We start from the raw sequence: 14,918 nt of genomic DNA on the forward strand, positions 1-14,918 counted from the left end.
GAAACTTATCGGATCGCTTTACGAACTAATATGCCAAGCTTTTTGATTGGAATGACGGCCAATGAAGCATAAACCAACTACTATCGCCGACGATGAATGATTATCGGCCAAAACTGAGAACGCGAAGGGACTTCCTGAAACTGGCCGGGATCACGATGGCCGCTTGGGGTATGACCGAAACGCGTTCGGCGCCGGATAGGAAAGACAGGGTGTCCGATCAAGATCTTTCACCCCGGACGGCTTCCCGCGATAACTCAACGATTATGCTGTTCCTGTGCGGCGATGTGATGACCGGCCGGGGCATCGACCAGGTGCTGCCTAACCCTTCTCACCCGCGTATTCATGAATTTTATATGAACTCCGCCCGGGGGTATGTGCAGCTCGCGGAGGATGCCAACGGCCCCATTCCGAAACCGGCCGGATTTGACTATATCTGGGGCGATGCGCTTGAAGAACTGCGGCGCACGGCCCCCGATGCCCGCATCATCAACCTTGAGACGGCCGTGACGGCCAGTTCCGACTTCTGGCCTGACAAGGGCATCAATTACCGGATGCATCCGAAGAACATCCCCTGCATCACGGCCGCGGCGATCGACTGCTGCGTGCTGGCCAACAATCATGTCCTGGATTGGGGCTATAACGGCTTGACGGAGACTTTGACCACATTGGCCGACGCCAACCTCAAGGCCGCGGGCGCGGGCCGAAACCTGCCGGAAGCCGAAGCGCCGGCGGTTATCGATGTGGCAGGAAAAGGGCGCGTGCTGGTGTTCGGTTTCGGCGATGACAGCAGCGGCATCCCCTGGCTATGGGGCGCCCGCAGCCACAAGCCGGGCGTGAATCTGCTGCCGGACTTGTCGGAGCACACGATAAGCCGTATCGCTGAACGGATCTCGGATCTTAAGCAGAAAGGCGATTGCGTGGTGGCCTCGATACACTGGGGCGGCAACTGGGATTATAAGATAATAAACGCGCAAAGGGAATTTGCGCACCGGCTGATAGACCTGGCCCATGTGGACGTGGTGCATGGTCACTCATCCCATCATCCCAAGGGCGTCGAGGTCTACCGGGGAAAGCCGATCCTCTACGGCTGCGGCGACTTTCTGAACGACTATGAGGGCATTTCGGGGTACGAGGAGTTCCGGGGCGATCTCTCTTTGATGTACTTCGTCACCCTGGATGTCGCGACGGGAGAGTTGGTCAACTTGATGATGGTGCCTATGCAAATCAAGCGCTTCCGGTTGAGTCACGCATCGCCTAAAGATGCGCTCTGGCTGCAGCAAGTCCTGGACAGGGAAAGCCGGTTGCTGGGTACGAAGGTCGAATTGGTCGATAGATACGGTCGTCTGGCCTTGTCAGTCAGTTGTTGAGGACTAATGGCTTGATTGCCGGAGCATTATCGTTAAAGGTCATGATGAGGGGATAGCAGGATGACTTCGCTCAATCATTGAAATCAACGCAATGCCAATTCGTGTTCATCCAGGACCGGTTCCATCGTATCAGCATCGGCATGCGTTCTAATGTCCGGAACGTTGATGATGGGGCCGGATAGCTGATCAACCATTTCAAAGCTTAAGGCAAAATCAAACCCGATATCAAACTCATCGTAATCGATCGCTTGATTGTTTAATCCGAATTTCGTTTTTTCTCTAATCCAGTCCAGCAACATCTCTACACCTGTCGTTTTTTAAGCTACTGACGCTAGCTTAGAGCAGCCAGATGACAGCCGTATGACAGCAGGCGTGATGAGCGGACTTTTATTGAAGGATGAGGCTGTCTGTTCTGCATTGGTTTGCTGTACAAGTAGCGGATAATGCGGTAAAAATGGCTGGACTTCGTTAAAATGAAGCGTAAAGGCTTTAAAAGCTGAACGCTTAAACAAATCCTGTAAATTCCATAAGTTAAAAGTTAAGTGAAATAAATATGTCATCAGCATGGGCAGGCGGCACCGATGCCATCATGGAGCGAATGGAGCAAATGACCTCGCTCTTTATCGAAGAAACGCGAAAATCGATGTACGCCGGTGAGTCGGCTATCGAGTGCGAAGAATGTGGCGAACCGATACCGGAAAGTCGCCGGAAGGCTATTGCCTGCAAATATTGTTTAGCCTGCCAAACGGCACTGGAAAAAAATTCAAGATAAAGGGCGGGCAGAGTGGTTTTACTGCTAATCCCTCCATCGAAAGCCAGGCGTTTTATCAATATGAGCACATTGTTCCGAGGTATCTTTCATGTCCAGCCCGCTTATGCCGCCATCCGCCGAAGTTTATAATCGTTTTATCTCGACGCCTCTGGATACGCTTCTGGCAGAATCACAAGCCGTAAATCCCGAAGACAAGGTTCTGGCCCTGTTTCACCGATGCGCAGCCGAGGTTCCCGCTTATCGCCAGTTTCTGGAGGCGCAAGGGGTAAATCCCGCCGGGATCACCTCGTACCAGGCTTTTCAAACGTTACCGCTGATGAGCAAGGCCAATTACATGCAGGCTTATCCGCTGCCGGAGCGCTGCCTGGGCGGCAGTCTCGGGAGTGCCGACCGTGTGGCGGTCTCTTCCGGTTCTACGGGGCAGCCGACTTTCTGGCCGCGGTCTGTCGCCCATGAACTGGATGTGGCCCAGCGTTTCGAGCAGGTGTTTCATGACAGTTTCCGTGCCCATGAACGCAGCACCCTGGCGGTGGTCTGCTTCGCCTTGGGCAACTGGGTGGGCGGCCTGTACACGACGTCTTGCTGCTGGCATCTGGCGCGCAAGGGTTATCCGCTGATGGTGGCGACGCCCGGCACAACAAGGCGGAAATCTTCCGCGTGGTGCGCGAACTGGCGCCCCATTTCGAGCAAACGGTGTTGCTGGGTTACCCGCCTTTCGTCAAAGACGTTATCGACGCCGGCGCCGCCGAAGGCATCGACTGGTCCGGCCATAATCCCAAACTGGTCTTTGCCGGCGAGGTGTTCAGCGAGGAATGGCGCAGCCTGATGGGGCAGCGCATCGGCTCTGACTCACCCTGTTTTGATTCCGCTTCGCTGTACGGCACGGCCGACGGCGGCGTACTCGGCAATGAAACGCCGCTCAGCATTGCTGTCCGTCGCTGGCTGGGGGCCCATCCCGATGCGGCGCGAACCTTGTTCGGCGAATCAAGGCTACCGACGCTGGTGCAATACGATCCCGTCCGGCGGTTCTTCGAAGTGCACGCAGGCACGCTGGTGATTTCGGCAGACAATAGCGTACCCCTGGTGCGCTATCACATTGCCGACAAAGGCGGCGTGCTGGGTTTCGATGAGCTGTGGCGTTTCCTGCAGGCGCAAGGGGTGCGCTCGCTCAGCGATTTAGGACTGAACGAGGATTTTCAGCCGCGCCATTTGCCGTTTGTGTATGTGTTCGGGCGGGCCGATTTCACCGTGTCCTATTATGGCGCCAACATCTATCCGGAAAACGTCGCGGTCGGCCTGGAGCAGTTGGAGATCATGCAGTGGCTGACCGGTAAATTCGTGCTGGAAACAGCGGAGACCGAACAGGGCGACAGCTATCTGCACATTGCCGTGGAATTGTTGCCCGGCGTCGAGCCCGATGAAGGGATAGCGTCCGTGATAGCCGAATCCATTCGCGCGCAGTTAATTCGCCTGAACAGCGAATTCGCCAATTACACGCCTCCGGAGCGGCAATTGCCCCGGATCACCCTGCACCCGTTTGCCAGCCCGGCATATTTTCCGGCGGGGGTGAAGCATCGGTATACCCGTCGATGAGAAGGCGGCTCACTCTGCTTTCCTGACAAGATCTTCAGGATTGGAATCTGTATGCATTCCTGAACGCTTCGCGGTTTCAGGCCGCTGAATTCAGGCTCTGGGGGCGGAGCGTACTATGCACCGCATCTTTGAAGGCGTATTAACTATACTTACAAAATGTTCTTCGATGGAAAAATGACATGACGGAAAATCAATACAACAATAAACCACCCCAGGCCAATAGCGATGAAAGAGCCAAAATCGGGAAAGGAATAATTTATTTTGCCATAACCGTTATTGCTATTCTTGGCGTAGCGGCAATGTTGGTGACAGGGCTGGCTCCTAAAGATGAATTCCCGCTTCGGGCCAATCTGGTAAAAGATATATTGACGGCGCTTCTGCCGGTATTGGGCACATGGGTGGGCACGGTGCTGGCCTTTTATTTCTCAAAGGAAAATTTTATCGCCGCGGCGGAGCAAACATCGAATCTTGTGCGTCAGTTAACGCCGGATCAAAAACTTCAGGCAATTCCTGTCGTGGAAGCCATGATTTCGATGACTGACCCAAACACCACCAAAATGATTATTGACAAGCCAGAGGATCAAATCAATTTAAAAACAGCGTTACTGGCTTTGTTTAATAGCTCCGGAAGAAACCGTCTGCCACTCATCGATGCCGATGGAAAGATTAAGTACATGGTACATCGCAGTATTATCGACAAGTTCATTACCGAGCAGGTACTTTCCGGGAATAAAGAGCCAGAGAAATTAACTCTGAAAGAACTGTTTGCGGACGATCGGTATAAACTGGTTTCAACGGCTTTTGGCGCAGTAAATAGAGATACCAAACTCAATGCTGTAAAAGCTTCAATGGATGGCAACCCGGACTGCTCGGATGTTTTTGTAACTGAAGACGGCACCAGGAACAGCAAAGCGCTAGGCTGGATAACCAATATCATTCTGGCCGAGAAATCAAAAGTCTAACGCATCATTAACGGTACCGTAGGCGCTGGCCGGTGCTCACCTGGCCAACGCCTGTCACGCAGATTGGACCCGACCTGTTTACCCAGACCGTGCCCGTCTCAAAATTCATTAGCTTTAGCAAACAACCGCGCCTGGATAAGCACGTGGCTTTTCGGAAAATATTTTTGCAGCAGGGCGACGGCTTCGGCACATCGGGTTGGGTTTGCCCGTCGCCGCCAGGCGACAGCCACGGCAAACAGGGTTTTGTCCAGATCCGCCAACTCCGGATTGCAGCGCAATAAGGCAAGCACGATCCTTTCGGCGTTTTCAGGATAACCGTATTTCGCGAACCTGATCGCGAGATGGTGCAGACAGGTGGATTCCAACGCCATTTTTCCGGGTTGCGCCTTGAGATAATACCCGAAGGCGTCGTTGAGTTGTTTCAAGGTTTGCGTGTCGTTGTCGTTCAGGCTCAGGATCTCGACAAGGATGCGGTAAAAATCGGCGCTGCCCGGGTCATGTTTCAAGGCATGATAAAGTTGCCAAAGGATATCCCGGTCGTTCGGATATTCGGCGTGCAATTCCTGAAATAATTTTTGCGCTTTGGGGATGTCCAGCGCGCCCAGGAATTGCATGGCCTGCCGGTAGCGCTGCTGTTTGTCTTCGTCGCGTTTCGCCGCATCAAGGTAAGCCGTGTCGATATTGGCGCTCCCAAAACGCTGCAACAATGCCGCCAGCAAACCGCCGGACAGCAAGCCGCCGATATGCGCAATGAAAGCGACGTTGCTGTCGGGCATGGTCAGCATGTGGTAGGACTCGTTCGCCAGCCAGGCGGGCAACATGATCAAGGCCGGAGCGCGTACATAATCGAAATAAAACAACAGCGAATAAAAAAAGCGGATCCTGCGCAGCCCGAAGATGCCCGCATATAAGCCCATGAGGCCGGCTATCGCGCCCGACGCGCCGACCAGCGGCACTTCACTGGCCGGGTTAACCGCCCAGAACAGTCCGACCGCAGCCAGGCCGGTCAACACATAGCAGAGCAGATAAAGCGCCGAACCCAGCGCCATTTCCACGGTAAACCCGACCAGGAACAGGAATAGCATGTTGCCGATCAGATGTCCGGTATCGCCATGCAGGAACATGTGGGTCAAAAAGGTTAACGGCTTGTGCTCTGCCGGCGTGAAACCGTACATTTTATTCACCGGCTGGAATGTCAACGCATCGAAACGTTTGCGTTGGACTTGCCAATCGCCGAATTCGGCATTGTCGGCGGTGACGATTTTTCCGTCGTGCAGGCGCGCCATGAATCTGGCGTTGTTTTGCATGTGCAACAGCAACCCTTGCAGGAAATATTGCCGGGGCTCGTCCAGTTGCCGGTAATCCGTGTTCAACAATGCCTGTAAGGACTCGGGATCGATATCCTCTTCTTCGTCATTCAGCATAGTGGCATACCGCGGCAATTCGAGGTGCGGCAGGCTGGAGGCAAAATAAAAATCGAACTGGGCAGCGTATTTCCTGTTTTCATAGTGCTGGCCCCCGAAAAGGATCGCAGCACAGCCTAAAATCAGCAACAGGGTAACCAGCGGTGGCCGTTTCCAGTCGATGGCTTTTTCCAGCGGAATAATGAACATGCAATCCCTCAGCCGATAATCGAAGACACCAGTTGGTGATATTCCCTGACTTGCGGGGTCACGGCGTGATCGGGATAGCGCTTCAGCAAGGCATCCAATATTTTTTTCGCCTGGGCATCGTCCTGCTTGTGTTCTACCATCACTTTGGCGACCATCAAATACGCTTCCGGCAGCAATTCGCTTTGCGGGTAGCGTTTGTGGTAGCCGTTCAGGATCGCCAGGCAATCGTCGAATTGCCGGTTTTGGAAAGCGGCTTCGCCCAAGTCGTAAACCACTTGCGGGTCTTGAAAGTCGAATGCCGGATCGGCGCGCGTGCAATCGGCATAAACGCCGGCGGCTTCGTGCAGGCGCTTGAAGCGTGGCATGGCTTCATGTTTTAACAAGCGTTTCAGGTAGGCTTCGCCATATCGGCATAGCTCGGCGTTGCGTCCCGTCGATTGCAACAACCTGTGCAGCTTGGCGTAATATTCCGGCTTGGGGTCTCGCGTGACCGCCTTTTGCAGGCGCTTGATCGCCGCATCCTGCATTCCTTCAATGTTCAGGATATAAATTTCGTTCAACAGCGGATCGGCGGAAAGGCCGGGAATGGGTTTACGCGGGCTTTCCTCGACTTTCTTGACTTCGTCAAACCCCAGGGGCTCGTGGTATTGATAGATCACGTAACCCATCATTGCGTACATGGCGACGGTAAAGTACGCCTGTAAAAAAAATACTGCCGGCATAATCAAGAACTCGGGAATATGTTCGAGCATCGTCTGTTCCAGCATTTCATAACTGCCGAGCATCAGCAGCAAAAACAGGTAAAGAACGAAATAGGGGCGGCCGATGGCCGCCATGGTGCGAAAGATGCTGACCGGGTTGACCGCATCGAGGATGCTGCCGTTGATCGCCAGCAGGGTGGTGGAGGCCGGAATGCCCAGCAGGAAAAATCCCCCGGTGACGATCAGGCCCGGCGCGCCGAACAGCCGCAGTGCAAACAGCGACGCCGACACCACCAGGAAATATACCATCGATTGCTTGAAGATAAGGGATGATTTGAGCACCTTATAATCGACCATCAGGCCCGGCGCTTCCAGGTGGCCGCGGGCGACATGGTTCAGGCATTTATAAGAGTAGAGCAGCAAGGCGTATGAAGTCGTCACCAACGCGATGATCCCCAATAATATATTGACCGCGAACAACAGGTTCAACAGCGACAGCAATGCTAAGTAAATCAAGGCATCGAGCCTTGCGGGATAAATGAAAAATTCCGGGATGCGTTCCCAGAACGGTTTGATGGAATTTCCGATCCCCAGCGACTGTAGCGGTTCCAGGCAAATGGGGCAATCGCGGCGAATTTCGTAGCGGTCGTCGGCGCCTTCCGGGCGTTTCGCGCAAGCGTCGGAAATGTTGATCATACAACGCGGGCAACGCCAGCGCGCCGGAAGTTCGGGGAAATACTTACAGGAAATTTTTGCGTTGTCCATTGTCGCGCCTTGCTCCGGATTAACTTGAAAGATACTGCGCAAAAGTATAGCTCTTCCGGCACTGACCGCATAGGGACGGGAGATAAAGCGACTGCTCATCAACACGGCAACGGCCATTGTGACCCCGCGGTCTCAATGCGCCGGTTTTCATTCCTCAATCCACCCTATGGGATTACGATGGGACTGATGCCGTTGGAAATTAAAAAGCCAGTGTTTTTAAGTGGTTATACGTATTTATTATGGTTTTAAAAACATGAAATACTGTTGCCTAATTTAATCGCTAGATCCTCCCTATTTTCAATCCAAGGCCCAGGTCGACTGAGTTGTCTTAATGATGTATTGAAACTGACAATGCGCCCTTAAAAAAGGGTGAAGTCATGAATTTAGATAGCCAAACTCAAAGGCCCTATGCACTTGCACTGTCAGATGGTGAATCGATAAGCGATTGATGTCTCTAGCCAGCCTGACAAACTGCATAAAGGCAAGCATGTCGTTTAAATACGGGTGACTTGGATTTTGATCTCCATGGAGCGATAAACGTAGACACGGTAAATCAAGATGCGGGAATTAATAAATAAATGTCCTACAGGGTTCTTGTTTATATGCTCATTAGCGCTTTCATCAGGGGTATTGTTTTACCGGCTAGGGGAGTTGTCCATCGATTGCTGGGATGAGGCGCGCCTTGCCAATAATGCCTTGGAGATGGCTAACAGTGGCGGCCTGTCGCTGGTTACTACTTACGACGGCAGTCCGGATCACTGGAATACAAAGCCTCCCTTGGTTATCTGGCTGATGTCCTTATCAATAGCGTTTTTCGGATCTTCCGAACTGAGCGTTCGCATTCCCTCGGTCATGGCAGCTATGGCTACCCTCATCATGGTATTTGCATTTGCCGCTTATTATTTGAAACGGCCGTTAATCGGTTTTCTTTCCGTCCTGATCCTGCTTTGCATTCGAGCCTATATTCACCTTCACGGCGCCCGTTCCGGCAATTACGACGCTATTCTGACCCTTTGGACTACCGGCTATTTGTTATCAGGCTATTTATATTTAAAGGATCACGATCACCGCATATTGTGGCTTTCATTGTGCATGTTGGGTATTTTGCTGGCTTTTTTTACGAAAACCGTACAAGGGCTGATTTTTGCCCCGGCACTTATCATATATGCCTTATACAAACGCCAGTATTTTGTGCTGAAATCCGCTCTGGTCTATTTCTATGGGCTATTGATTCTGGCGATATGCGCAGCCTATTATCTTTTGCGCAACCAGATTGATCCCGGCTATTTTGACTCAGCGATATTGAACGATTTGCTGGGGCGATTCGCAACGGTGATTGAAAACCATGCTGGCGGCCCGTTTTATTATGTAAAGCCTGCATGGATGATTTTGACGCTCGGGATAATCGGTTTTCAATTTAGCCGGCGCCATCCTTCAGAGCTTCGGGATTTCAGCATTTTTCTGGGCATGATGTTTTTATTTTATCTGCTGATCATCTCAGCGGCTTCCACTAAAATAGCTTGGTATCTGATACCCCTTTCGCCGCTGGCTTCCATGCTGATTGCCATTGCGCTTTATCAATTAGCGGAAGATAAATTATTTAAAGTTAAAGCAACTTTGCCGGGCGCAAGACCGGGATTGATTATTTTTCCGGCGGCCATTTTCGCGAGCCTTCTGGTTTTTGCCTTTAACTTCAGGGAAATTGAAAAGCAGGAAGCGGATTCGAAAAATAGGGTGGCCGACCAATATAATTATTTTCTACGCTCGAAATTCATACAAAGCAAACAGATACCAAAGTTTGCCGTGGTGCATCCCGGTTATTATGAGGGCAATTTTTATGTTGCTCCTGCGCTTTTTTATATCAATACGCTCAGGAAGAAAGGCCTGGAAATAACAGTTTTGCAAACCGATGCCGCCATACCTGAAGATTATCAATATCTGCTGTTATGCGGTGAAAAGATTAAAAATCGCATGGAAATCCGGTCCGGCTTGCAAGAGGTCGATACCGATGGGCAATGTGGAATATACACTGTCGGGAAGGGTAAGGGCTCAGCTAAGCGGGGCGTGGAGCGTCCGGCCGGCCATGCGCCGGAAACCGGATGAGGCTTGGCCGGGTTTCTTTGAAGCCTGCGGACGTTCATCCCCTTGAAATCCGATGACCCTGATGGCAGGCAGATCCATACAGCTTAATTAATTAATCAACGAATCTATGACTATGACTTTTGGCAGATATCTACTTGTTGGCGTGGCCAATACCATTGTGGGATTAGGCACTATCTATATCGCCATGTATTTTCTGCATTTGAACATTGTTCATGCCAATGCGGTCGGCTACACAATTGGCGTTTTATTCAGTTTTTTGTTGAATAAATCCTGGACGTTCAAAAGCGACGATCATCTTTTGTTCAGCTTTTTGCGTTTTATCACGGTGCTGGCCGTAGCTTATACAGCCAATCTTTACACGGTTTTGTTTTTCGATTCCCGTTTTCATGTTAATGCTTATCTTGCGCAGGCGGCGGGTATTTTTCCCTACACGATCATCGGATTTTTGGGGAACAAGTATTTCACCTTCCGTAATCAGCAACATGCGGCCCCGTCCGGCAGTCAACAGCCTGCCGAATTGCCGGAAAATCTGGCGCCAACGTCTTGTCAGCCCATACAGCTCAGTATAGTCGTGCCTTGTTATAACGAAGTAAGCGTATTGCCGGAAACCACCCGGCAATTGGCTGATTTATTTCAGACGCTCATCGCGGATCAGAAAATCACGGCAGACAGCGGCGTGTATTACATCGATGACGGCAGCCGTGACGGCACCTGGAGATTGATTGAATCCCTGGCGGAACAGCAGCAATTTGTGCATGGCATCAAACTGTCCCGCAACCGAGGACACCAAAATGCGCTGTTGGCCGGATTGCTGACGGTAGAAGGGGAGGCGATTATCAGTGTCGACGCCGATTTGCAGGACGATTTGTCCGCAATCGTCAAGATGATCGATTTGTATAGGGCCGGTTACGATATTGTTTATGGCGTCCGCGATTCGCGGCAATCCGACACGTTTTTCAAAAGATTTACAGCTCAATCTTATTACCGGCTGTTAAACGCGATGGGCGTGGAAATTATCTATAATCATGCCGATTACCGGTTAATGAGCCGCCCCGCCGTGGAAGCCTTGAGAGAGTTCGGTGAGGTTAACCTGTTTCTGCGCGGCATAATTCCGCAATTAGGGTTTTCGCATGCGCTGGCGTTTTACGAGCGGGCCGAGCGTTATGCCGGTGAATCGAAATATCCGCTCAGACAGATGCTGGCTTTTGCATGGCAGGGGATAACCTCTTTTTCGGTACTGCCTTTGCGCTGTATTACCGGAATCGGCCTGCTGGTATCGCTGTTCAGTTTTGTAATTTCCGCCTGGGCAATCTCTGTCCGGCTGTTTACCCAGGACGCCATCCCTGGCTGGGCTTCCACGGTATTGCCCATTTATTTTCTGGGCGGCATACAGTTGCTATGCCTGGGCATCATGGGGGAGTATCTGGCGAAAGTCTATTCCGAAACCAAACGCCGACCTCGGTACGTCATCGAAAAAACCATTTGATCAAGCCTTTGGAATGTCGTTTTTTACGCGGCAGGGCCGGCAGAAGATGGGGAAGGCTCAGCAACCGGTTTTTCAAGTCAGACTTTATGGTTTGGCCGGATAAGTTGATAACTGATGCCGCGCAGGAGGGCTGTTTATGCTTTAATGCGCGTATAGGTGCGAATTTGCTTGAGCCCTTCAGGGTATTCGCACCAGACAACAATACAGGCGTCCCGGGTCGAATGAATTCGACCCTACAACCGCGTAACACCCGTTGATACGCCCGGCGATTCACCCGATGCGCCGGGGTTTCGCAAAGTTCCAGCCCAGTCCGCTCAAACCGTTCCAAAGCCGCACTTTCAGCCCATCCCCTTGTCTTAACGGTAATAACGACACTGGAGGCAAGCGATGAAACACATGGTATGGTATTCAAATCTGGCTAAACTGGCGTCACGGATCAGCGGGCGTCCGGCTGCCTTTGCCGTAGCGGTAGGATTTATTGTTGTCTGGGGCATCACGGGGCCTCTTTTTGATTTCAGCGATACGTGGCAACTGGTTGTCAACACGGCAACGACCATTGTGACGTTTCTGATGGTGTTCCTGATCCAGAATACGCAGAATCGCGACACCGAGGCCATGCAGATCAAACTCGATGAATTGATCCGCGCCACCAAAGGCGCCCATAACGCATTGCTGGACCTTGAGGAAATGGAGCAGGCCCAGCTGGATGAATTCCATGCGCATTACGAGAAGCTGGCGAGGGAAGCCAGAGCCGGATTGAGGCCGGGGCATCTGAATGCGCCGGAGCCCGAACAGGCCGCCACGGATAATACAGTAATACACTGACCAAAGCGGCGGCCGGGTTGATACACCCGGCACGGGCGACTACATCTGCGATTGTAGGTAGTTTTGCAGTCCGATTCTATCGATCAGGCCCAGCTGCTTTTCCAGCCAATGGGTATGGTCGTCCTCGGTATCCTGCAGCATGCTTTCCAGAATTTCGCGCGTGACGTAATCATTGACCGATTCGCAATAGGCAATGACTTCCTTCAGCGAGCTGATCACCTGCATTTCCAGCGCGAGGTCGTTTTTCAGCATGTCCGGAACCGTGCCGCCGACGGCCAGAGGATTGCGAACCGACAGGTTCGGTACGCCTTCAAGAAACAGGATGCGTTTGATCAGCGCATCGGCATGACCTGTTTCATCTTGCATTTCATGATTGATGCGCTCGTATAACTCATTAAACCCCCAGTTTTCATACATGCGCGAATGAATGAAATACTGGTCCATGGCGGTCAGTTCGCCGGCCAGTAATTTATTCAGTTGGTCAACTACCTGATTGTTGCTCTTCATAATTACCTCATATCAATTATTATTTTCATAAAGGATTTACATGCGGGGTCAACTTCGCCTGGGGCGCCTGCCTGAAGCGGGACAGGGTTTGCAACCCTGTCCCTAACGTTTCTGCAATGACTGGGCTTAATGGCTACACTTAACCAACCTCAAACGTTTCGGACGGGGCAACATGCCCTGTCCGGCTGCGGTCGCCTATATAGGCATACAAAACGACTGAAGCCGCCCCCACAGAATCCAAGCGCCGTAGGGTACGCACTGCGTACCTTTTCAGAGTCCTGATGAACCGGCAAATTTGAAAAAGGTATGCGATGCATGCCCTACAGAACTCTACCAAGTTCGAACGTTTCAAGGCAACAGCGCCGGCCGAGCGTATAAGGCAACTGAAGCCGCCCCCACAAGTTCCAAAACAGCTTTTTGCCTTCCTGGAACACCTCATTCCCTCCTTCTTCCGGCGGGCAAAATGCGCAAGCCCTGTTTATGATTGCCGGGCAGGCGTACTTTTCGGCATCAGGTCAGATTAGAGCGTATAAACCCCATCCTGTCAAAACAGTCGCGCGCCTTTTCAGCCCTGCAAATGCCCGTAAGCCGGCAGAATCTGTAGCCGCGTGTCTTCCAGCGGCGTGCCCACGGTAAAATGGTACAGGCTCTGGAACCGGTCAGTCTCGATGCCGAGAATTTCATGCACACTGTCATCAAAGTAACAGCCGATGCCGGTGCCGCGCACGCCTGCTGCTTCGGCTTCCAGATACAGCACCTGGCCGATCAGGCCGCATTCCCAGAACAGCCGGCGGTAGAGCCAGGGTTGATCGCCGAAGGTGAACTCGGCGACCATCGCCAGGCTGAAGGCGCTATCGCTGGCGATCGCCTGGTGACAGGACAACGATTTGGCGATCGGCCGGCAATCGCCCATGTAGAGATGATAAAGCGGCAGGATGTCGGACACGGGCTGCCAGTCAAAATCGGCAAGCGTGGCCGCCTGTAGCCTCTCAAGCGCTTCAGGATCGCGGGGCAGGGCATACACGCTTGGCACCAGGCTCTCAACGCGATGGACAAACAGAAACAGATGGATTTTCGCAGGCCAGCGCCACAGATCGAAAGGCGGCTTACGGGCCGGCAGGGCGGCGTTCAACAGCCGGTAAAAGTCGGCCAGCGGCAGAGTGGTCTTGCCGTCGAAATGCTGGGCGCTGCGACGCTGTCTGATGAGGGTCGTTGCAGTCTGCCGGCAAGTTAAGGCGACGACCGGTTGCGGGTCGGCCTGCCAGCGCGGCTCTTCGGTACGCGGCTTGGCGGCGGCTGCGGAGACTTCGTCTATGACCGGCCACTTGTACATGTGATAGGCCCTCAGACTGCTTGCCCGGCCTGACCAGGTGGCCGATTGTAGGGTTTGCGACAAAGTTTCGATTCCGAACGATGTGCCTGCCTCGGAGATTATGCGCATGCGGCAGAGCACGTCGGGCGATTCCCGCTCGTCCGGCTTGAAATCATCGGACCGGTTGAGCCCCAGCAGCGCGGCTATGTCGTCATCGGCGCATTCGGCCAGCAATTCGACCGACCAGCCCAACGTCGCCGCGGCATAACGCAAGGCGCCCAGCGCATGGCCGATATCGTGCTGGCAGTAGCGGTAAGCTCTCTCTCCGTATTTCCAGGCTTCGCGCCAGTGCACTGAACTCAGGCCGATCAAAATGCCGATATTATCCACGTCGTCATTAAACAGGCAGCGCTGCTCAAGATGATGATCATGGCTGACATAGTGATAAACGCCCGGTTTCATCAGCGCGCTGTCCGTGTTGATCAGATAAGCTTCGGTCGGATGCAGATTGCCGCTGGACGGGTTGCAGCGCAATGCCCAGCGGTCCGGGCCGTACTGTTTCCAGGCCGACAGGCCGAAGGACAGCTCCAGCAGCAATCCCAGCGTCTCCAGCGTCAAGGCCTGGGGTTCGATGGCCTGCGGAGTATCCAGTTCGCTGAACAGGACGGGCAGTTCGGCGCCCGGTTTAGGCAATGGTACTAATTCGCAGCCGGCAAAGCGCCGGAACGGATCGGGCTGGTCATCCCAGTCCAGCGTTTCGGGGCCTTTTGCGTAACGCTCCAGGTGGTGTTTGGTGCGGTGGTGGTAGTCGGTGACGGTCTGTGTTTGTTCGTTCATATTAATGTTACTGTTTGATGTTGCATCGTGGGTAGGCTGGGTTGGAGCTTTAGCGGAAACCCGCCATGGAAGGCC

General features: G+C 52.8%; 12 protein-coding genes. 7 read left to right on the top strand and 5 right to left on the bottom strand.

Going from position 1 to position 14,918, the window contains the following annotated elements; translation table 11 throughout:
• Positions 1 to 92: 92 nt before the first annotated feature.
• Positions 93 to 1,367, top strand: a complete 1,275-nt coding sequence (locus tag METLU_RS0117630; RefSeq protein WP_027159380.1) for a CapA family protein — start codon at positions 93 to 95, stop codon at positions 1,365 to 1,367.
• An 83-nt stretch (positions 1,368 to 1,450) separates the two neighbouring features.
• On the opposite strand, the gene METLU_RS0117635 is transcribed toward METLU_RS0117630, so the two are convergent.
• Complete coding sequence (locus tag METLU_RS0117635) at positions 1,451 to 1,666, bottom strand: hypothetical protein (protein ID WP_027159381.1); 216 nt, start codon at positions 1,664 to 1,666, stop codon at positions 1,451 to 1,453.
• Positions 1,667 to 1,920: 254 nt separating this feature from the next.
• Between METLU_RS0117635 and METLU_RS0117640 the strand changes: the two genes are divergently transcribed.
• The 3 genes from METLU_RS0117640 (at position 1,921) to METLU_RS0117650 (ending at position 4,694) form a co-directional block, all read left to right on the top strand.
• The gene (locus METLU_RS0117640; RefSeq protein ID WP_027159382.1) at positions 1,921 to 2,139 is read left to right on the top strand and encodes a TraR/DksA C4-type zinc finger protein; all 219 of its coding nucleotides are present in this window, start codon (positions 1,921 to 1,923) and stop codon (positions 2,137 to 2,139) included.
• Positions 2,140 to 2,796: 657 nt separating this feature from the next.
• Positions 2,797 to 3,732: a phenylacetate--CoA ligase family protein gene (locus METLU_RS28765; RefSeq protein WP_231383640.1), complete on the top strand. Its 936-nt coding sequence runs from the start codon at positions 2,797 to 2,799 to the stop codon at positions 3,730 to 3,732.
• 179 nt (positions 3,733 to 3,911) lie between these two features.
• A complete protein-coding gene (locus tag METLU_RS0117650; RefSeq protein WP_027159383.1) occupies positions 3,912 to 4,694 on the top strand; it encodes a hypothetical protein in 783 nt (260 codons plus the stop codon).
• A 98-nt stretch (positions 4,695 to 4,792) separates the two neighbouring features.
• Here the strand turns inward: METLU_RS0117650 and METLU_RS26890 are convergent, their stop codons facing one another.
• Together METLU_RS26890 and METLU_RS0117660 are read right to left on the bottom strand one after the other, a co-directional pair.
• A complete protein-coding gene (locus METLU_RS26890) occupies positions 4,793 to 6,307 on the bottom strand; it encodes a rhomboid family intramembrane serine protease (protein WP_051299972.1) in 1,515 nt (504 codons plus the stop codon).
• 8 nt (positions 6,308 to 6,315) lie between these two features.
• Positions 6,316 to 7,890: a tetratricopeptide repeat protein gene (locus METLU_RS0117660; RefSeq protein ID WP_027159384.1), complete on the bottom strand. Its 1,575-nt coding sequence runs from the start codon at positions 7,888 to 7,890 to the stop codon at positions 6,316 to 6,318.
• A gap of 513 nt (positions 7,891 to 8,403) precedes the next feature.
• On the opposite strand from METLU_RS0117660, the gene METLU_RS0117665 reads away from it, so the two are divergent.
• The 3 genes from METLU_RS0117665 (at position 8,404) to METLU_RS0117675 (ending at position 12,187) form a co-directional block, all read left to right on the top strand.
• Positions 8,404 to 9,876: an ArnT family glycosyltransferase gene (locus METLU_RS0117665; protein ID WP_196806558.1), complete on the top strand. Its 1,473-nt coding sequence runs from the start codon at positions 8,404 to 8,406 to the stop codon at positions 9,874 to 9,876.
• 112 nt (positions 9,877 to 9,988) lie between these two features.
• Positions 9,989 to 11,362 carry a glycosyltransferase gene (locus METLU_RS0117670; RefSeq protein WP_196806559.1) on the top strand — a complete coding sequence of 458 codons (1,374 nt, stop codon included), beginning with the start codon at positions 9,989 to 9,991 and terminating at the stop codon, positions 11,360 to 11,362.
• A 387-nt stretch (positions 11,363 to 11,749) separates the two neighbouring features.
• Positions 11,750 to 12,187, top strand: coding sequence for a low affinity iron permease family protein (locus METLU_RS0117675; RefSeq protein WP_027159387.1), 438 nt, complete (start codon positions 11,750 to 11,752; stop codon positions 12,185 to 12,187).
• A gap of 39 nt (positions 12,188 to 12,226) precedes the next feature.
• Here METLU_RS0117675 and bfr read toward each other — a convergent pair whose 3' ends face one another.
• Together bfr and METLU_RS0117685 are read right to left on the bottom strand one after the other, a co-directional pair.
• Positions 12,227 to 12,694: a bacterioferritin gene (bfr, locus tag METLU_RS0117680; RefSeq protein WP_027159388.1), complete on the bottom strand. Its 468-nt coding sequence runs from the start codon at positions 12,692 to 12,694 to the stop codon at positions 12,227 to 12,229.
• Positions 12,695 to 13,259: 565 nt separating this feature from the next.
• Positions 13,260 to 14,843 (bottom strand): SagB/ThcOx family dehydrogenase, encoded by a 1,584-nt coding sequence (locus tag METLU_RS0117685; RefSeq protein WP_027159389.1) that lies wholly within the window; start codon positions 14,841 to 14,843, stop codon positions 13,260 to 13,262.
• Between the last annotated feature and the right edge of the window lie 75 nt (positions 14,844 to 14,918).

The sequence above is a fragment of the Methylobacter luteus IMV-B-3098 genome, assembly GCF_000427625.1.
GTDB classification, from domain to species: domain Bacteria; phylum Pseudomonadota; class Gammaproteobacteria; order Methylococcales; family Methylomonadaceae; genus Methylobacter; species Methylobacter luteus.